Annotated in this window: 17 protein-coding genes; 12 read left to right on the top strand and 5 right to left on the bottom strand. The window is 46.5% G+C overall.

What is annotated here, in order from left to right; all coding sequences use genetic code 11:
* Positions 1-2,896 (top strand): pitrilysin family protein (locus LDL18_RS05850; protein WP_296507720.1); only part of this gene is annotated, 2,896 nt, incomplete at its 5' end.
* A 76-nt stretch (positions 2,897-2,972) separates the two neighbouring features.
* On the opposite strand, the gene LDL18_RS05855 is transcribed toward LDL18_RS05850, so the two are convergent.
* A complete protein-coding gene (locus tag LDL18_RS05855) occupies positions 2,973-4,061 on the bottom strand; it encodes a 5-(carboxyamino)imidazole ribonucleotide synthase (RefSeq protein ID WP_296507722.1) in 1,089 nt (362 codons plus the stop codon).
* The gene (gene purE, locus LDL18_RS05860; RefSeq protein ID WP_014501212.1) at positions 4,058-4,597 is read right to left on the bottom strand and encodes a 5-(carboxyamino)imidazole ribonucleotide mutase; all 540 of its coding nucleotides are present in this window, start codon (positions 4,595-4,597) and stop codon (positions 4,058-4,060) included. Before purE ends, LDL18_RS05855 begins: the two co-directional genes overlap by 4 nt.
* A 236-nt stretch (positions 4,598-4,833) precedes the next feature.
* Here purE and ubiA point away from each other — a divergent pair, with 236 nt between their 5' ends.
* The gene (gene ubiA, locus LDL18_RS05865; RefSeq protein WP_296507725.1) at positions 4,834-5,790 is read left to right on the top strand and encodes a 4-hydroxybenzoate octaprenyltransferase; all 957 of its coding nucleotides are present in this window, start codon (positions 4,834-4,836) and stop codon (positions 5,788-5,790) included.
* Between the two features lie 358 nt (positions 5,791-6,148).
* On the opposite strand, the gene LDL18_RS05870 is transcribed toward ubiA, so the two are convergent.
* The gene (locus LDL18_RS05870; RefSeq protein WP_296507727.1) at positions 6,149-7,534 is read right to left on the bottom strand and encodes a DEAD/DEAH box helicase; all 1,386 of its coding nucleotides are present in this window, start codon (positions 7,532-7,534) and stop codon (positions 6,149-6,151) included.
* Positions 7,535-7,984: 450 nt separating this feature from the next.
* Here LDL18_RS05870 and LDL18_RS05875 point away from each other — a divergent pair, with 450 nt between their 5' ends.
* The 5 genes from LDL18_RS05875 (at position 7,985) to LDL18_RS05895 (ending at position 10,903) form a co-directional block, all read left to right on the top strand.
* A complete protein-coding gene (locus LDL18_RS05875) occupies positions 7,985-8,536 on the top strand; it encodes a NifU family protein (RefSeq protein ID WP_296507729.1) in 552 nt (183 codons plus the stop codon).
* Positions 8,536-9,162, top strand: coding sequence for a tRNA (adenosine(37)-N6)-threonylcarbamoyltransferase complex dimerization subunit type 1 TsaB (gene tsaB / locus LDL18_RS05880; protein WP_296507731.1), 627 nt, complete (start codon positions 8,536-8,538; stop codon positions 9,160-9,162). Before LDL18_RS05875 ends, tsaB begins: the two co-directional genes overlap by 1 nt.
* Positions 9,159-9,635, top strand: a complete 477-nt coding sequence (gene rimI, locus LDL18_RS05885) for a ribosomal protein S18-alanine N-acetyltransferase (protein ID WP_296507733.1) — start codon at positions 9,159-9,161, stop codon at positions 9,633-9,635. Before tsaB ends, rimI begins: the two co-directional genes overlap by 4 nt.
* Positions 9,636-9,810: 175 nt before the next feature.
* Entirely contained in the window at positions 9,811-10,224 is a 414-nt protein-coding gene (locus tag LDL18_RS05890; protein WP_011241196.1) for a MucR family transcriptional regulator, read from the top strand.
* Positions 10,225-10,471: 247 nt separating this feature from the next.
* The gene (locus LDL18_RS05895) at positions 10,472-10,903 is read left to right on the top strand and encodes a Fur family transcriptional regulator (protein WP_011241195.1); all 432 of its coding nucleotides are present in this window, start codon (positions 10,472-10,474) and stop codon (positions 10,901-10,903) included.
* A gap of 121 nt (positions 10,904-11,024) precedes the next feature.
* Here the strand turns inward: LDL18_RS05895 and bfr are convergent, their stop codons facing one another.
* Together bfr and LDL18_RS05905 are read right to left on the bottom strand one after the other, a co-directional pair.
* Positions 11,025-11,516, bottom strand: a complete 492-nt coding sequence (gene bfr / locus LDL18_RS05900; protein WP_296507737.1) for a bacterioferritin — start codon at positions 11,514-11,516, stop codon at positions 11,025-11,027.
* A gap of 111 nt (positions 11,517-11,627) precedes the next feature.
* Positions 11,628-11,801 (bottom strand): (2Fe-2S)-binding protein, encoded by a 174-nt coding sequence (locus tag LDL18_RS05905; protein ID WP_011241193.1) that lies wholly within the window; start codon positions 11,799-11,801, stop codon positions 11,628-11,630.
* A gap of 256 nt (positions 11,802-12,057) precedes the next feature.
* Here LDL18_RS05905 and LDL18_RS05910 point away from each other — a divergent pair, with 256 nt between their 5' ends.
* The 5 genes from LDL18_RS05910 (at position 12,058) to LDL18_RS05930 (ending at position 18,370) form a co-directional block, all read left to right on the top strand.
* The gene (locus tag LDL18_RS05910) at positions 12,058-12,858 is read left to right on the top strand and encodes an inositol monophosphatase family protein (protein ID WP_011241192.1); all 801 of its coding nucleotides are present in this window, start codon (positions 12,058-12,060) and stop codon (positions 12,856-12,858) included.
* Positions 12,859-13,024: 166 nt separating this feature from the next.
* On the top strand, positions 13,025-15,244 hold the full coding sequence (locus tag LDL18_RS05915) for a S9 family peptidase (protein ID WP_296507746.1): 2,220 nt from the start codon (positions 13,025-13,027) through the stop codon (positions 15,242-15,244).
* Positions 15,245-15,350: 106 nt separating this feature from the next.
* Complete coding sequence (locus tag LDL18_RS05920) at positions 15,351-16,376, top strand: aspartate-semialdehyde dehydrogenase (protein WP_011241190.1); 1,026 nt, start codon at positions 15,351-15,353, stop codon at positions 16,374-16,376.
* 217 nt (positions 16,377-16,593) lie between these two features.
* A complete protein-coding gene (locus LDL18_RS05925) occupies positions 16,594-17,346 on the top strand; it encodes an alpha/beta fold hydrolase (protein WP_296507743.1) in 753 nt (250 codons plus the stop codon).
* A 229-nt stretch (positions 17,347-17,575) separates the two neighbouring features.
* On the top strand, positions 17,576-18,370 hold the full coding sequence (locus LDL18_RS05930; protein ID WP_296507745.1) for a response regulator: 795 nt from the start codon (positions 17,576-17,578) through the stop codon (positions 18,368-18,370).
* Positions 18,371-18,534 lie beyond the last annotated feature (164 nt).

Here is an 18,534-nt window from a genome sequence, read left to right on the forward strand (position 1 = left end):
TCATCGTTGGCTGACAGCGGCGGCTTTGGCCGCAACCGCTCTCAGCCCAATAGCATCGAATGCAGCAAAACCGGTGGCTGGTCATAGCGCAAATACAGCAGTGCCACTCTCGACTTTGGCTGATCAAATCCACCTTGATTGGCAAAAATTTATTCTGCCCAATGGTTTGCAGGTTATTGTTCATTCTGACCATAAAGCTCCGATTGTCGCGGTTTCTGTCTGGTATCATATTGGTTCCAAAGATGAACCAGCGGGCAAAACCGGTTTTGCGCATCTTTTTGAACATCTGATGTTTAACGGCTCCGAAAATGCGCCCAGCGGTGTATTCGAACCTTTACGTCAGGCGGGCGCAACCGATGACAACGGCACAACATGGTTTGACCGCACCAATTATTTTGAAACGGTGCCAACGCCTGCTCTTGATCTGGCCTTGTTCCTTGAAAGTGACCGGATGGGGCATCTTTTGGGCGGCATTACCCAGCAAAAGCTGGATAATCAGCGCGGCGTTGTCCAAAATGAAAAACGTCAGGGCGATAACCAGCCTTATGGTTTGGTGCAATATGCCCAGACAGAAGCCTTGTCACCAGAAGGCCACCCTTATCATCATACTACCATCGGCTCGATGGAAGACCTTGACGCGGCCAGTCTCGATACAGTGAAAGATTGGTTCCGTCAGAATTACGGGCCCAACAATGCCGTTCTGGTTCTGGCCGGTGATATTGACATTGATAAAGCTAAAACGCTGGTTACTCGCTATTTTGGCGATATTCCTCGGGGTCGCGACGTGGTTCATCCGGCTGCCCCTATCTGGACATTGCCAGCTAGAAAAGACGAAGTCCTAACCGATAATGTCGCGCTGGCGCGTCTTTATCGCACATGGACGGCTCCGGGTTTTGCCAGTTCCGAATTGCCGGATCTTCATATCGCCGCGCAGGTGCTAGGGGGGCTGGCCTCTTCTCGACTCGATCAAATTTTGGTTCGGCAAGAACAATTGGCGGTCAGCGTTTCCGCCGCTGTAGAGCCCTTCGAAAATCAAAGTAATTTTGAAATCACTGTTGATGTAAAACCGGGCGTAAACCCGCAATATGTGTCGCAGCGGCTGGATAAAATCCTGAACGACTTTATCAATCAGGGGCCCACTGCTGATGAAGTCAAACGGGCTGCCACGCAAACGATGGTTTCTGAAATCGCAGGGTTAGAAAGCGTTGGCGGTTTCAGTGGTCAGGCACCCACGTTGGCCGAAGGCCTACTTTATGCCAATGATCCTAATCATTATAAAAAAGAATTAGTGTCTTTGGCTACGGCTACACCAGCCAGCGTCACAGCAACCATGAAAAAATGGCTTTCTCGTCCGGTTTATGCTCTGACCGTTCTTCCGGGGGAAAGAAAAGCCTATCAGGAATCACAAAAAGGGGGTCATTCGGGTAATGACCAGATTGCTATCAAGCCGATTCCAACCGCCGCTCCAACGCCAGAAATGGTCGCAGCGGCTGAAAAAACGACTTCGATTGGTGTTGATCGCTCTCATTTACCGGAAATCGGGACTATCCCTGATCTGAAATTCCCGACAATTCAGCATGCCAAATTAAGTAATGGGGTAGAGGTTAGCTATGCCCAGCGCTCTGCTGTACCGTTGACGCGGATCGCCTTTAACTTTGATGCGGGTAACGCTGCTGATCTGAAGGATTTGCGCGGGACAGAAAGTCTGATGCTTTCTATGCTGACAGAAGGCACGCTCGGCAAAAATGCGATTGAATTGGCTGTCGATCGTGAAAGATTGGGTGCCACTATCGCTTTTGATAGCGATGCCGACCGCACCAATATGCTTTTGCGGAGTCCAACCCCTAATATCGGGGCAACGCTGTCTCTGGCATCACAGATGCTGTTATCACCCGCTTTCCCAGATAAAGAGCTGGAACGTGTCCGGTCAGAACAGCTTGCCACCATCGCTATGGAGCATAGTTCTCCTGCGCCCTTAGCCGCGCGGGTGATTGGTCCCAATATTTATGGTGAAAACCATCCTTACGCCCATGTCTTGTCGCCTTCTGGAACGGAAGATTCTGTTAAAAAGATTACCAAGGCAGATATCATCCGCTTTAAAAATCAGTGGTTGCGCCCTGATAAAGCGCATATCTTTATTGTCTCCGACCAACCCCTGTCGGCTCTTTTGCCTCTACTGAACACGCGTTTCGGTCATTGGCAAAATCCGAAAGAAGAAGCCGGTGTCAAAGAAATCAATGCGGCACCGGTGCCTCAGAAGTCGGGTATCCTTTTGGTCAATCGACCCAATTCTCCGCAATCCCTTATCTTGGCAGGTTCTGCGCTTCCTCTGAAAGGAAAGGCAGATGACGCTACGTTATTTGATTTAACGGTGGCGAATGATATTCTGGGCGGCCAATTCTTGGCACGGCTGAATATGGATCTGCGCGAAAGCAAAGGTTGGAGTTATGGTGTCCACAGCCGTATCTACCGGATGGTCGGGTCTTCTGCCTTTATGATCCGCGCGCCTGTTCAAACGAACCAAACCGGTCCTGCTGTGTCTGCCTTAAAAGCGGATACGGTTAGCTTCCTGACCGATCAAGGCATTACGGCCAAGGAACTGCAAGATACCCTTACGGGTGATATCCGCCAGCTTCCGGGTAGTTTTGAAAGCGGCGATGATGTCCTAAGTGGTATGATGACTTTAAATAGATTCGGGCGTTCCGATAACTATTTTGATACTCTCGCCAGCCGTTATCATGGTCTGACTGCGGCGACTTTGGACACAACCGCACGGCGTTGGCTCGATGTGAATAAATTCTTATGGGTCGTGGTCGGCGATGCTAATGTGGTTAAACCACAATTGGAAAAAACAGGCCTTCCGATCGAAACAATGTCAGCCGATGATATAAAATAATCGGATTGATAATCTACTTATAAAAAAAGGTGGTTCGTTAAGAACCACCTTTTTTATTGTCTAATTCTTTGAAAAATTAGACAATCCGCTTAATCAACTTGGTCACATGTCCCATTTTCCGCCCGGGTCTGGCGGTGCCTTTGCCGTAAATATGCAGATAGCTGTTCCGGCGTGCCAGAATTTTTTCCCATGTATTGACCTGCGCCCCGATCAAATTTTTCATCTCGACTCTTTCCGCCGTCAAAGCGGTTGATCCTAGGGGTAAACCACAAACTGCACGAATGTGATTTTCAAATTGGGAAGTTTCTGCGCCTTCAATCGTCCAATGACCGCTATTGTGAACACGCGGAGCCATTTCGTTAAAGATCGGGCCAAATTGGGTCGCAAAAAATTCAACTGCCAGAACACCAACATAATTTAATGAATCGGCAATTCTTTGAGTGGCTTTAATCGCGGCATCGGCCTGCTGTAAAATGAAGTCATTGGCTGGCACAACCGAATGATCCAATATGCCATTATTATGGGTATTGGCTGGAATATCCCAAGTCAAAAACTGACCTTTAATATCGCGGACAGCCAAAACAGAAAATTCATGCTCGAATTTGACCATGCCTTCAAGAATGGCTTCTTTACAAGAAAGCTCACTCCATATCTCGGCTAAATGGGAATCGGTTGCTTTTTTAACAACCATTTGCCCGCGACCGTCATAGCCCTGAGTGCGCTGCTTCAAGATAGACGGAATACCTAATTCCAAAAGGGCATAGGATAATTCACGGGGTGAGCTCACAGGTCGAAAGGGCGCAGGCCGTATCTTCAAATCCGACGCATAATTCTTTTCGGTCAGACGATCCTGCGCTACATTCAAGGCTTGGGGTGGTGGATAAACCGCGACCCGTTTGGCAATCTCGACTAATGGCGCGGCTGGAATATTTTCAAACTCATAGGTGATAACATCCACCGAGGCCGCAAATTCTTTCAGTTTTTCGCCGTCATCATAAGCACCGACGAAACTTTTGGCGGCCACGACATTGGCTGGCCCCGATTGATTGGGGGCATAGATATGACAGAAATATCCTAATTGCGTTGCCGCAATCGCCATCATCTGACCTAACTGGCCATTCCCAATAATGCCAATTTTAGAACCGGGCGGAAGTGTCTTGGTCATAAAGAAGAGATCCTTGGCAGAGTATCTGGCTGATCCTGAACATCAGCCGTTTGACGCTGCCGCCACTGATCTAACCTTTCGGCCAGATCATCATCATTATTGGCAAGTATGGCAGCAGAAAGAAGAGCCGCATTGATAGCACCTGCGCGGCCAATCGCAAGGGTTCCAACCGGAATTCCAGCTGGCATCTGAACAATAGAAAGCAAGCTATCCATACCGTTTAGGGCTTTTGATTGCACTGGCACCCCGAAAACAGGCAATCTTGTAATAGCAGCGGACATACCCGGCAAATGGGCTGCCCCACCAGCACCCGCAATAACGGCCTTAAATCCTTTTGAAACCAGCGAACCGACATAGTCATATAACCGTTTCGGGGTTCTATGCGCTGAAATGATACGCGTTTCATACGGAATTTGAAGGGCAGATAAAACATCCGCCGCATGATGCATGGTTTCCCAATCGGATTGACTGCCCATAATCAAGGCAATGATCGGGGCAGGGCTAGATTCGTCTATAGAGGGGGGCTGGTTGTTCATATATTTTTCCGGCTCTCAATTGGAACATGCAGGCAAATAATGATAAATCCTGTGAAATTTGAATAGATGCTCTACGGTAAGATGCGAAAAGCGGCAATTCCTGATATCAAAATTGTTGTCTTATATTCCGATAAAAAAGCGAATAGCTAGATGGATAAGCCATTTTCTCTTGAGGGATTTGACTTATTATATCGATAATAGTTCTTTCTCGTGAAAGAGAAGGGCTTCTCCTTCCTATGGTCGAACAAGGCAACAGCGTGTCAACAGAGTCAGATTCTAGAATTGTGTCCGATAGCGAGGCGAAGGGGATAATCAAACGCCTACCGCCCAAATTAGCCGCCTATATTTCACTTGCCCGCGCCGATCGACCTATTGGGGTTTGGCTCCTTTTCTGGCCGGGTGCGGCGGCTGTTGCTTTAGCAGGTGGTCTTGTCTCACATTGGTTTTTACTACCCGCTTTCTTTGTCGGGGCTTTTGTGATGCGCTCAGCCGGATGCGTTTATAATGACATCGTTGACCGCGATCTTGATAAAAAAGTCGCCCGAACCCGAAATCGCCCACTAGCCTCCGGCTTTATCTCAGTCAAAGCGGCTTGTTTCTTTATCGCTTTTCTTTGCCTAATCGGATTGGGTTGCTTGGCCTTTTTCAATCCCATAGCCCGTTTTACAGCGATCACTAGCCTAGCCTTAGTGGCCGCTTATCCCTTTATGAAACGGATAAGTTGGTGGCCTCAGGCTTGGCTTGGCCTTGTTTTTAGTTGGGCTGCCTTGGTTGGAAGCGTTGCTATTTGGGAGCGTTTCGAATGGCCAGGCATTTTTCTTTATGGCGGCTGTATCTTCTGGGTAATCGGCTTTGATACTATTTACGCTATTCAAGATATCGAAGACGATGCCTTAGCCGGTATCAAATCCTCGGCAAGGGCATTAAAAAATCATTTACGTCTTGGGGTTAGTTTGTTTTTTGTCTTAGCTGTTTTGGGATGGGGAATGGCTATCTGGTTCACGCGCCCCCAGCCTTTGGCTTTATTGACGCTATTACCTGTAGCCCTGCATTTTATCTGGCAAATGACAACATTGGATGTCAATGACGGGCAAAATGCTCTGATGCGTTTCCGTTCCAATCGTCAGATTGGTTTCTTGCTTTTCTTGGCTTGTGCGACCATCGGCATGGCTAATAATTTTTCGGTATATTGATGCCGTGATAAAGCGCAATCGGGCAATCCTTTATCCTTATCTATGATAGGCATCTATAAGGGACGTTATGTGAAAATGCCCGATAAAGCCTCTATCCTCTTGGAATTGATTTTTCTTCATTCTCGCGACGCAGAAGGCGCGCTGTAAAATCTAACTTAAAATGATGAAACGATACTCTCTTCGCAGACAGAAATTTCTTGGCTAACCGAAAGAGAAAACCATCTATTGTCACGACTAAATGATAAAGATTGAAAGCCATTTATTCTTTTCATGCCATTCTTTAAAAACAGCATAAAAAAAGAGGCTTGCCCTTTTCGGGGAAGCCTCTTTTTTCTTTTTAAGATGCGGTGCCTAGCTATTAGCTACGAGCAACGGCACGAACACCACGCATCTGCGGACGACGCGGACGGCGCGGACGTTCACCACCGCGATCATTACGATCACCGCGATCATCACCTTTACCATGAGAATGGTTAAAGCCGGGTTTTGCACCGCCGCCAAAGCGACCGCGGCCACCGCCATGACCACCACGACCATCTCTGCCATCCCGTTCCGGACGCATCGGAGCCGGATGCGGCAGCAATTCTTTTTCCATGACAAAGTTTTCAGGCAGCGGCAAAATCTGCAATTTGACACGGGTCAAACGTTCGATAGAGCGCAGATAAGAGCGTTCGTCATTGGCAATAAAGCTCACAGCCTGACCATCACGACCAGCTCGAGCGGTGCGGCCAATACGATGCACATATTGTTCAGCGACATTCGGCAATTCGTAATTGAAGACATGGCTGACACCGGGAACGTCAATACCACGGGCAGCAATATCAGTAGCCACCAGAATTTTTAACCGGCCATTACGGAACGCATTCAAAGCACGTTCACGCTGCGGCTGGCTTTTGTTACCATGAATAGCAGCAGCTGGCAGACCAGCGGCTTCCAAATGGCGAACCACTCTATCGGCACCATGTTTCGTGCGGGTAAAGACCAAAGCCCGATCAAGGCCGGGGGTGTTTTTCAGCGTAATCGTCAACAAAGCCTGTTTTTCAGACTGGTTAACGAAAATACCGAATTGCTCAACCCGTTCAGCCGTTGAAGACTGGGGCGCAACCGAAACGGTTACCGGATCAGACAAGAACTGACTGCTCAATTCCTGAATCGTTTTTGGCATCGTCGCCGAGAAGAACAAAGTCTGGCGGTTTTTCGGCAGCAATTTATCAATGCGACGCAAAGCATGGATAAAACCAAGATCCAGCATCTGATCCGCTTCATCCAAGACAAAAACTTCGACGTCTTTTAAAACAAGTGCGCGCTGGTCGATCAAATCCAGCAAGCGACCGGGCGTTGCTACCAAAATATCGGTGCCACGATCCAACATTCTCATCTGACGACCAATGGGAACGCCACCGAATACGGCATTAACCGACATACGCAGATGACGGGTGTAGTCATTGCAAGCGCGGGCAATCTGGCTAGCCAGTTCACGCGTCGGTGATAAAATCAACATACGGCAACCACGCTGAGGCCGTGCCTGCGGGTTGGTTGCGAGATAATGAATAGAAGGCAACGCAAAAGCCGCCGTTTTACCGGTGCCGGTCTGTGCGATACCGCAAAGATCCTTACCTTCTAATAAATGGGGGATAGCTTGTGCCTGAATCGGGGTCGGCTTACTGTAACCGAGGCCATCCAGAGCCTGCACAAGTGACGAGTCGAGACCAAGGGTTTTGAACGAAACAGATGTTTCCGTCATAAAAGGCTTTCCGTTTTTGAAATAGACGCAATGAAGCGCACTAAGAGACGAGTTAAAACTCGTTTAAGACCTGAAAATACAGGCTTGCGTGAACGGGAAAGCCTGCTGCTATTAGGCATCTAAAGAGGAATACTTGGCAACGCACCATAGTGAGGAAGGCTTTTTATGACTTCCGAAATGACAAAAACAAAATGTCAGATATATGTGCGGTGGAACACGCAAATTCCGTGCATATGCCCGTTTAGTCTCGCGGACACAGATGCTTATCCGTTAATAATGACCATAGGACAGAAGAAAGGCAAGACTTTTCCTCATTTGCGAATAAAATATTATTATATTATCGCCAAAAAGGACAATTATTGAAAGAAATCGAAGATATCATTCAAAAAACCATAAAAAGGTAACATAAATAATCTTGATTGGAAGGCGTGGTTTCACCAAATAAGAAACATGCTGATCGAGACAGAAAAGACGCCGAATCCGGCTACCCTTAAATTTTTGCTTCACCGTCCCGTAATGGAACGTGAATCCCGTTATTTTGTCAATAAAGAGGAAGCTGCTGATTCGCCTTTGGCTGTAGCACTTTTTGACTTGCAGCATGTGACGGCTGTTTTCTACGGACGGGATTTTATTTCCGTCACCCTCGATTCACCTTCTTTATGGTCTAACCTCGAATCCAAAATTATTATGATCATTTCGGATCATTTCGATAATGATATTCCGTTATTGATCGAAAATTCCGAAAAGGACGAAATAAAAGACCATGACGGCGAAGATGATGTCATTCTTCAGATCAAAGATCTGATTGATAGCCGCGTTCGTCCGGCTGTTGCCCGTGATGGGGGGGACATCGTGTTCCAGAAATTTGAAGACGGCATTGTCTATTTGTCGATGCGAGGCGCTTGCGCAGGCTGTCCTTCTTCTGTTGCGACGCTGAAACAGGGGGTTGAGACCTTACTGAAGCATTTTGTCCCTGAAATTAAAGAAGTTCGGGCGATTTAATGCAGCTGGTCATTGATACAGCCACAGCGGCTTGTTCTGTTGCCTTGATAGAAGGCGACCGCGTCCTTGCCTGCGAAAAGGAAATTGTAGGTCGCGGTCATGCTGAAAAGCTTTTGCCTATGGTCGCCGCTTTACCGGATCAAGGTCGTGCTGATAGTATCCTTGTTGATTGCGGGCCGGGCAGTTTTACCGGCATCCGCGTTGGGATTGCCGCTGCCTTGGCTTTAGGTTTGGGATGGGATATTCCTGTCTCCGGCTATGGCTCTTTAGATATTGTTGCGGCCTCTGCTTTCAGACGGCACAGCGATATTTCGCAACTGACGGTTGCTTTTATTGGCGGTCATGGCGAATTTTTTATTCAGTCTTTTTCCTGCGATCGGCCTTCACTTCATTTGACCGCCACCACAGAGCTTCAATCCTTACGACCTGACGCTGCCGCTACCTTAGTGCAAGACTCACTTGTGGTCGGTTCGGCTGCGGCCAATTTGATAAAGGTAAGAGGCTGGGGCGAATCGGAAGAGGCTTGGCCTTTTGCGGATGAAGCGCGCTTTTTAGAAAAAACAGCGACGACACTACCCGCTACGCCGATTTACGGCCGTTTGCCTGATGCGAAAATACCGTCATGATACAGTATCATGATGGCTGGGCGTTTTTAGATACAGGTGATTCTCTTCTTAATCATGTCATGGAAATCATGACGGATGCTTTCGACCCATTCTATGGAGAGGCATGGAATCGCCATCAATGTAACAGCATTATGGGACTGCCGGGCGTTTACGCGCTTGTTGTAACAATAAAAGGAAAACCAGCGGGTTTCTTGTTATCTCGTACTATTTTTGACGAGTGTGAGCTATTATTATTAGCAGTTAAACCAGAATTCCGCCGAGAAGGGGTCGCAACAGCTCTTTTTAAAAAGCTGATCGCCAAAGCCAAAATCGAAGACACTAAGTATATTCATCTTGAAGTCAGAGAAAAAAATCCGGCATTAAACCTTTATTACCAAATTGGCTTTAGAGAGGTTGGCCGTCGAATCAATTATTATAAATCGTTAAATGGCGACTTATACAATGCGATAACTCTCCGCTTCATTGTTATTTAATATAAATCACCTAGAAGAAGTAATAATTTTAGTTGCATTTTCTATAGAATTTGTTCAATCATAAAGGCCGTAAACGTTGGGAGATCAACCGAGATCTTTCCAAAGGTAAAAGCTTTGATGCTTCTCTGGAAAGATAGAATATTCTCCCACTTTTTTCCTAAAAAAGGATTGTTCTATGAGCGATGACAATGCTTTGTCTGAAACTTTGATTACCTTAACGGCTGATATCGTTTCAGCCCATGTCAGCAATAACAGCGTTTCTGTTGCTGACGTTCCCCAGCTTATCCAGAATGTCCATCATGCACTTTCTGCTTTAAGCGAAGCTAACGCAGAACCAGAAGCACGGCCTGAACCCGCTGTCTCTGTCCGCGCCTCTGTTAAACCCGATTATATCATCTGCCTCGAAGACGGTAAAAAGCTGAAAATGCTGAAACGTCATCTTGCAACCCATTATCAGCTGACGCCGGAACAATACCGCGCTAAATGGAATTTGCCGGCCGATTATCCGATGGTCGCCCCGAATTATGCTGATCAGCGTCGTTCTTTGGCCAAAAAAATCGGTCTTGGTACCCAGCGTCGCAAACGCTAATAACCTGCTTTGATAAATAAAAAAGAACAAAGCATTACCACAAATGTGGCTTAATTCTCGCTATATATAGAGGCAACTCTATCCGTGGCGTTTATAAAAATCACAACGTCTGGGGGCGACGTATGATTTTAAATTGCCAAAGTAAGCGTGAATTTATAAAGAGAAATAGTTGGAGCCTGCGCCTTTAAACAGCGCAGATTTCTCTGATTTTTTACTGGGGTAATTCAAAATTTGACGGAGAAATGTTGTGCGGCAGATCAATATTGAAACGCTTTGTGCGCAAAAAGGTCTGCGGATAACAGGTCAAAGAAGGGTTATTGCTCAGGTTTTGTCTGAAGCCGAAGATCATCCCGATGTCGAATCTCTTTACGAACGGGCATCTGCGATTGATTCCGGTATTTCGATTGCTACCGTCTATCGTACCGTGCGCTTATTCGAAGAAGCCGGTATTCTTGAACGTCATGATTTTGGCGATGGCCGCGCGCGTTACGAGGCTTCCCCCGAAGATCATCACGATCATCTTATCGATGTAGAATCTGGAAAGATTATCGAATTTTCAGATGAAGACATGGAAAGCCTGCAAAAAATAATCGCCGAACGCTTAGGATATAAATTGGTCGATCACCGCTTGGAATTATACGGTGTCCCATTGAATCGTTCGCCCAAATCATCAAAATAAAAATAATGATCGGGCTTTGGTTATTTTGATGACGATTCCATCGTGATTTTTAATAAAAGCACTAAAAAAGCGACAGACTTTTCAGCCTGTCGCCCTTCTTAATCTTTATTTGAATCGCTGATTATTCTTCAGAGGCTTCAGCCGTCTGGCTGTTAAGCTGAATATAGCCCTGAATACCCATCCGCTCAATCAATTTTAACTGGGTATCAAGACCATCAGCATGGCCTTCCTCTTCTTTCAAGATAGACAAAAGAAGATCTCTTGTGCCGAAATCACTATGCTTTTCACAGCATTGGATCGCTTTTTTATAGAGCGGAATGGCATCATCCGCTTCCAAAGCTAAATCAGCCTTAATGATTTCTTCGACATTTTCGCCAATTCTAAGATGGCCAATATCCTGAAAATTCGGGAAACCCTCTAAAAACAAAAGGCGTTTGGCTAATTTGTCGGCATGTTTCATTTCATCAATGGAATTTGACCGCTCCAGATCAGCAAGCTTGTCGATGCCCCAATCTTCAGCAATGCGATAATGCAGAAAATACTGATTGATAGATGTCAATTCGCTTTTTAACAGCGTATTAAGATGGTCAATGACCTCTTTATGGCCCTTCATGGATGCTACCTTTTGCTTTTTACAACCCTAATTAGGGTATAAACGAGGTAACAGCTATCAGGTTGCACAGATTCTCTTCATACTCCGCAAAATCGGGCGTATAATAATATTTTAAACTGTCTCTTCTTGTGCCTCTGCGATAACTTTTTGGACACATTTCCCGCATTTGCCACAACAGAATTTAACACCTATTTTTTTATAGGCTTGCCCCGGTGTGACCGCACCTTGTCGCACAGCAGCTTTGATCGCTTGATCGCTTACAGTGTTACAATGGCAAATAATCACTCTCGAACCCCTTTATCCTCAATGGCTCAAAATCGCTTTCCTTCTTAGATATAACTCCCATGATAATGATAACAAGTATCAATATTAAATATAACAAAAATTAAAAGAGTGATGCTTAGAATAGCGGCCTGTTCCAAAGAGATGAGGCCATAATCCATAAAATAACGGGGGCTAACGCCTATAATTTTCTTGATTGCCATCCTGAAAATAGAGGAAAAGGGCTAGAAAAGATCAGGCTATGTGCCGGAGGAAGCTGATGCACCCACTTTATAAAGCTGTTGCAACTTTAATGTATGAAGTTGCGAATGATTTACTTGTCCCGCGTTTCCGTCATTTATCAGAAAATGAAATCGCAGAAAAAGAACCAGGCGATTATGTGACAGTGGTCGATAAGGAATCAGAAAAGCGGATTACCGAGCAATTAGCCAAATTTCTGCCAGAGGCTTATATCGTGGGTGAGGAAGCAACAGCTGCCGATACGAGCTTGCTCAAAAATCTAAAAAAAGGCTTGGCTTGGACAGTTGATCCACTGGATGGTACGGGTAATTATGCGGCTGGCCAAACGCCTTATGCCATGATGATCGCGTTATTAGGCGATGGAGAGCCTCAAGCCGGATGGATTCTTGACCCTGTCTCCGGCAGAATGTGTCATGCTTCCAAAGGGCAGGGGGCTTTTGTCGATGGTGAACGGGTGACAACGCGCAGCACCGGACAAGATATTCCTGTCGTGGCTTTGTCCGCGCGGGTAACTTCTGATAATCTCCGTCCAGATTTTGATAAACATCACCCTCTCAGCCATGGCATCACCTTGGCGCCGTCGCCTCTTTGCGCAGGCGAACAATATCCTCGTATTGTTTTGGGTGAAAATGATGCCGCCGTTTTTTGGCGTAGCTGGCCTTGGGATCATGCCCCAGGTTCTCTATTTCTGGAAGAAGCCGGCGGCAAATTGGCGCGCTTCGATGGCTCGGCCTATGATACCTCTGATTGCAGTCATGGGATGCTAGGTGCCAATTCTCCTGCCATGTGGGATCAGGTGGCCGAATCCTTGCTGCGTTAATAGCGGATCATTGATTTTCTTAAGCATAAAAGCGGGCTTTTTTTCTAAAAGTCCGCTTTGTCTATAAGGGCTTCCAGATCTCTATTTAAATTACAGTTTAGAAAAACAAGCTTTCATTCTGCTTTGCTATTATTTCAGGTCAGGTAATTGCGTTTTGGCTAATGCCATGCTTTACCTGATGCCCATGTCCAAAATTCTGATAGGCGCTCTTGCTGCTGTTATGATGTCCACACCTGCTTTGGCAGACCGTTTAACGCTAGACAGGGTTTTTGCCAGCCCGTCTTTATCCGGTTCTGCGCCGCGCGCGCTTTCGCTTTCGCCTGACGGGCGTTATGCGACTTTGCTGCGTTCTCGTCCTGACGATCTTAATCGGTATGATTTATGGGCAATTGATACCACCACCGGCGAAAGTCGGATGCTGATTGATTCTAAAAAAGTTGGCTCTGGTGCCGAAATTTCCGAAGCTGAAAAAATGCGACGGGAAAGGGCGCGGGTCGGGGGTAGTCTCGGCATCGTCAGCTATAATTGGTCACCCGATGGTAAAACTATTCTGGTGCCTTTGGATGGCGATCTTTATCTTGCCTCTCTCGACGGTTCGGTGCAGCAGGTCACCCATACAGCAGCAACCGAAGTCGATGCACAAGTTTCTGCCACAGGCCACTATCTTTCCTTTGTTCGCGATCAGAATTTATTCGTGATCGATCTGAAAAATAATCGGGAACAGGCCTTAAGTCAGGATGGCGGCGGTAGCCTAACATGGGGTTCCGCCGAATTTGTCGCGCAAGAAGAAATGAGCCGGACAAAAGGCCATTGGTGGTCACCGGATGACAGCCGTCTGGCCGTGGCGCGGGTCGATGAAAGTCAGGTTCATATCGTCACCCGTGCAGCGATTGGTGCTAACGGGACACAGACGTATCAGCAACGTTATCCAATGGCAGGCACGCCCAATGCCAAGGTTGAACTTTACCTGATGAATCCTGATGGCTCGCATAAGGTAAAGGCCGATCTCGGCCGTAACGATGATATCTATCTAGCACGGGTTAATTGGTCGCCTGATAGTCAGTCGCTTTACGTAGAGCGGGAAAGCCGCGATCAGCAACGGCTGGATTTGTTAAAAGTCGATAGCCATACCGGTCAAAGCCAGCTTCTCTTCTCTGAAACGTCCAAAAGCTGGATCAATCTCAATAATGATCTCCAGATTTTAAAAGATGACAGCTTGATATGGGCTTCGGAAAGAAGCGGCTATCGCCATCTTTATCACTGGCAAAAAGGTAAATGGACAACGCTGACTCACGGTGACTGGATGACTTTGGGGGTTGTCGGTCTCGATCAGAAAAAAGGCCTGCTTTATTTTCTGGCCAATAAATCAACCCCGATCGAACAGCATCTTTACGTTATTGACTATCATCACCCGTCAGAAGCTCGACAGCTTACCGAAGCGGGATGGTATAATAATGCGGTTATGGATAAAACTGCGAACCGCCTTTTGATTGGTCGTTCTAACACATCACAGCCGCCGCAGGTCTATCTTGCCGACACCAAAGGAAAACGACTGAGCTGGATCGAAGAGAACCGGCTTGATGCTCGCCATCCCTATGCGCCTTATCTCTCTGACCATGCCAAAACCGAATTTGGCAGCCTCAAGGCCAATGACGGTAAAACGCTCTATTATAAAATCTTGTCGCCCAAGAAAGTTGCTGGTCAAAAATATCCGGTCTTTATTCAGGTCTATAACGGGCCCGATGTCGGGCGGCAGGTGACACAGGGCTGGACGTCCCCCTTACATCAATATCTGGTATCTAAAGGCTGGATTGTCTTTTCAATAGACGGTCGCGGTTCACCACAACGGGGCAAGGCTTTTGAAGAACCGATTTACAAAGCCATGGGTACTGTCGAAGTCGAAGACCAGTTAACAGGTCTCAACTGGCTTAAATCGCAAGACTATGTTGATGCCAAACGGATTGCTGTTTTCGGCTGGTCATATGGTGGCTATATGGTGCAAAAATTGCTTCAAAAAGCCCCCGGACAATATAGTGCAGGGATATCTGGTGCGCCGGTCATCCGTTGGGATTTATATGACACCCATTATACGGAACGTTTTTTAGGCAATCCGGCTATTGATCCACAGCCTTACCAAAAATCCGATGCTCTTAGCGATGCCTTAAAATTATCAGATCCAATGCTGCTTATTCATGGCATGGCTGATGATAATGTTGTATTCGACAACTCGGTTGCTTTGGTCTCGAAATTGCAGGAAGGTGATAAATCTTTCGAATTTATGGCCTATCCGGGCGAAACCCATCGAATCGCGGGTGAACAAAAACAACGTCACCTCTGGCATATGATTGAGAAATTTCTCGATAGAACAACAAAATGTCGTGAGTAACGCTAATTAACTCTTTTTTTATATCGGTCATTCCATCCTTGATAAAATAATATAAAGGATGGCGCGTTAATACGGTTTAGACTGATAAGTATAAGTGGAGAAAATAATGGGATATCGGGTCGTAGTCGCAGGCGCTACCGGTAACGTAGGCCGTGAAATGTTGGCGATTCTGGCTGAACGTGAATTCCCGGTTGACGAACTGGCTGTTCTGGCCTCGGCACGCAGTCAGGGAACGCCAATCGAATTTGGCGATAGCGGCAAAGTTGTAAAAGTCCAGAATATCGAAAATTTCGATTGGAAGGGCTGGGATATCGCGCTGTTCGCTGTCGGTTCAGAAGCCACCCAAAAATATGCTCCCATTGCTGCCGCAGCAGGCTGCACGGTTATTGATAACTCTTCTTTGTTCCGTATGGATCCAGATGTGCCTTTGGTGGTGCCAGAAGTTAATCCAGACGCGATTGATCTTTATACAAAGAAGAATATCATCGCTAACCCGAATTGCTCGACTGCCCAGCTCGTGGTTGCTTTGAAGCCATTGCATGATGCGGCAAAGATCAAACGCGTTGTTGTTACGACCTACCAGTCGGTTTCCGGCGCGGGTAAAGCGGGTATGGACGAATTATTCGAGCAGAGCCGCGCGATTTTTGTCGGTGATCCGATCGAACCGAAAAAATTCACCAAGCAGATCGCTTTCAACATCATTCCGCATATTGATGTCTTCCTTGATGATGGTTTCACCAAAGAAGAATGGAAGATGGTGGTTGAAACCAAAAAGATCGTCGATCCCAAAATCAAATTGGTCGCGACCTGCGCTCGTGTTCCGGTTTTCGTCAGCCATGCCGAAGCCGTCAGCATCGAATTTGAAAATGAATTAAGCGCCGATCAGGCGCGCGAAATCCTGCGCGAAGCTCCGGGCGTTATGGTTGTCGATAAACACGAAGATGGCGGTTACATCACGCCGGTGGAAGCCGTTGGTGAATTTGCTACCTATGTCAGCCGTATTCGTGAAGACCCGACGGTTGATAACGGATTGGTTATCTGGGTTGTTTCCGACAATCTGCGTAAAGGCGCGGCTTTGAATGCTGTTCAGATCGCTGAATTGCTGGGTCGTCGTCACCTAAAAAAGGGCTGATAGGCTTTTTGCTATCGCCATAATAGCTATTCAAAAGGCGGGTTATATCAATAGCCCGCCTTTTATTTTACAGATAAACTTACCACTCGATATAAGTTTAAATACACAGAAATATTTTCCCGTTTTACCGGAAATGCAGTGTTACAATGTCTATTTTTGTCCTATAAGTCATCCTGATAATTTATTATGATTTTATTCTATAAACTGGAATGATCTTATGGCCGCTTCCTTGAAAACGGCATATTTTACAGCCGATGACGGCGTTAAATTAGCATGGCATGAAATGGGTGAAGGATTCCCAATTGTCTTGCTTCACGGACTTTTTTCTTCAGCCGCAACCAATTGGATAAAACCGGGTCATGCCGATTTTCTAGCAAAATCTGGTTTTCGGGTTATTATGCCCGATCTAAGAGGCCATGGGGAAAGCGGTTATCAAACAGGCGCTTGGCCAAAAGATATTCTGATACAGGATTGTCGCCAGTTGGTCGAACAGCTCGGCTTAAAAAATTGGGTTCTTGGGGGCTATTCGCTTGGCGCTCGTATTTCTGCCCATTTCTACTGGGAAAATGGCCATCCAGAAATGCTCATTCTGGCCGGTATGGGACTAGAAGGCCTAACAAACAGCCATCTCAATCTTGACCTTTTTCGGCGCGCGATCGAACAGGATGATTTTCCTCAAGCGTCTATTGAACGTTTCATACAAGGCTTTCTTCGCCAGAGCGGATGTAACAAAGAGGCTATGATCGCTTTGCTTGAAAGCCAATCCCCGCTATCGCCGGATCAGGTATCACAAATATCGGCAAAGACATTAGTCTTATCAGGAAAGCAAGACCAATTTAACGGCTCCCCCCTCAAACTGAAAGACATGTTACCCAATGCGGCGATCGCATGGGTAAAGGGCGATCATATGAGCGCGGTTGGACAACGATCTTTAGCTGTTGATATCGTCGATTTTATGAAAAAGTCATAATGGATGTATTTCCATCAGTGATTTTCTGAAATTCAGAAAGTGAATGAACTGACTTTTTTCAGGGATAGATGAATTTTATACAGCTCAACAGTAATCATTGTTTTTGCTAGGTTAGAATGGTTGATTCGCGAATTCTGCTGCTCTCGGATAGAGATATAATGGCTTTATAATGTCGTCTTCATGAATTCAGTTACCCAATTTTTGTTTTTTTGCAGGAGTATTTATCTTTATGCCATTGGGACAGCAAATAGCGCCATATCTCCCTTTACTCCGTCGCTATGCGCGGGCTCTTACCGGAGATCAGACATCGGGTGACCGGCTGGTTCGGGCTACTTTAGAAGCCATCATTGCCGCTCCTGAAATTTTTCCGCATGATGTTGACCCGCGCCTTGGTCTTTATACGGTTTTCCACCGCTTATGGCAGCAACATACCGCCAGCCTTTCCGCTGCCAATCATGACGAAGAAGGCAAGGCCGGTATTGCCTACAGCCGTCTTGCACCGATTACGCCAAAATCACGGCAAGCCTTACTTTTAACGGCAATGGAGGGTTTCTCGCCCAAGGATGCTGCCTATCTGATGGATGTCTCCGAAGATCAGATTGACGCATGGCTGCAAGAAGCTATCTCCGAAATTGATCGCCAGATTCACAGCAAGGTGCTGATTGTCGAAGATGAACCGATCATCGCCTTTGATATTGAAAGCCTTGTCCGCGATTTGGGTCATGATGTCATTGGCATCGCAACGACCCGCGACGAGGCGGTCTCTATGGCCAAATTAAATCCGCCGGGGTTGATTTTGTCTGACATTCAGCTCGCTGATGACAGCTCCGGTATCGATGCGGTTCAGGACATTTTGAAAGAAATTGATGTTCCGGTGATTTTTATCACAGCATTCCCCGAACGTCTTTTGACCGGAGAACGTCCAGAGCCGACTTTTTTGATTACCAAACCGTTTCAAGTGGATACAATTAAGGCTACTATTGCACAGGCTTTATTCTGTAATCCTCTAAGTCTCGCCGCCTGATTTTCAGACGGGGTATAAAAAGGCTTGTTTATTGCGCCCGTATCTCAAGATTTTGACGGAGGACAGCATGATCGAAAATCATGAAAAAGAGACAAATTCTCCGGCTTTTGATTCTTCAAAATTAGCAAAAGACAAAAAGGATTCTTCTCCAATTACTGACGATA

The sequence above is a fragment of the Zymomonas sp. genome (assembly GCF_020216885.1).
In the GTDB taxonomy this organism is placed as follows: domain Bacteria; phylum Pseudomonadota; class Alphaproteobacteria; order Sphingomonadales; family Sphingomonadaceae; genus Zymomonas.

Bases quoted from the DNA above. Each gene is read 5' to 3' on its own strand.
- purE (WP_014501212.1), bottom strand. From the start codon at position 4,597: ATGAACAACCAGCCCCCCTCTATAGACGAATCTAGCCCTGCCCCGATC.
- bfr (WP_296507737.1), bottom strand. From the start codon at position 11,516: ATGAAGGGCCATAAAGAGGTCATTGACCATCTTAATACGCTGTTAAAA.
- LDL18_RS05915 (WP_296507746.1), top strand. From the start codon at position 13,025: ATGCTTTACCTGATGCCCATGTCCAAAATTCTGATAGGCGCTCTTGCT.
- tsaB (WP_296507731.1), top strand. From the start codon at position 8,536: ATGCAGCTGGTCATTGATACAGCCACAGCGGCTTGTTCTGTTGCCTTG.
- LDL18_RS05930 (WP_296507745.1), top strand. From the start codon at position 17,576: ATGCCATTGGGACAGCAAATAGCGCCATATCTCCCTTTACTCCGTCGC.
- LDL18_RS05855 (WP_296507722.1), bottom strand. From the start codon at position 4,061: ATGACCAAGACACTTCCGCCCGGTTCTAAAATTGGCATTATTGGGAAT.
- LDL18_RS05920 (WP_011241190.1), top strand. From the start codon at position 15,351: ATGGGATATCGGGTCGTAGTCGCAGGCGCTACCGGTAACGTAGGCCGT.
- LDL18_RS05890 (WP_011241196.1), top strand. From the start codon at position 9,811: ATGAGCGATGACAATGCTTTGTCTGAAACTTTGATTACCTTAACGGCT.
- rimI (WP_296507733.1), top strand. From the start codon at position 9,159: ATGATACAGTATCATGATGGCTGGGCGTTTTTAGATACAGGTGATTCT.
- LDL18_RS05910 (WP_011241192.1), top strand. From the start codon at position 12,058: ATGCACCCACTTTATAAAGCTGTTGCAACTTTAATGTATGAAGTTGCG.
- LDL18_RS05875 (WP_296507729.1), top strand. From the start codon at position 7,985: ATGCTGATCGAGACAGAAAAGACGCCGAATCCGGCTACCCTTAAATTT.
- LDL18_RS05870 (WP_296507727.1), bottom strand. From the start codon at position 7,534: ATGACGGAAACATCTGTTTCGTTCAAAACCCTTGGTCTCGACTCGTCA.
- LDL18_RS05925 (WP_296507743.1), top strand. From the start codon at position 16,594: ATGGCCGCTTCCTTGAAAACGGCATATTTTACAGCCGATGACGGCGTT.
- ubiA (WP_296507725.1), top strand. From the start codon at position 4,834: ATGGTCGAACAAGGCAACAGCGTGTCAACAGAGTCAGATTCTAGAATT.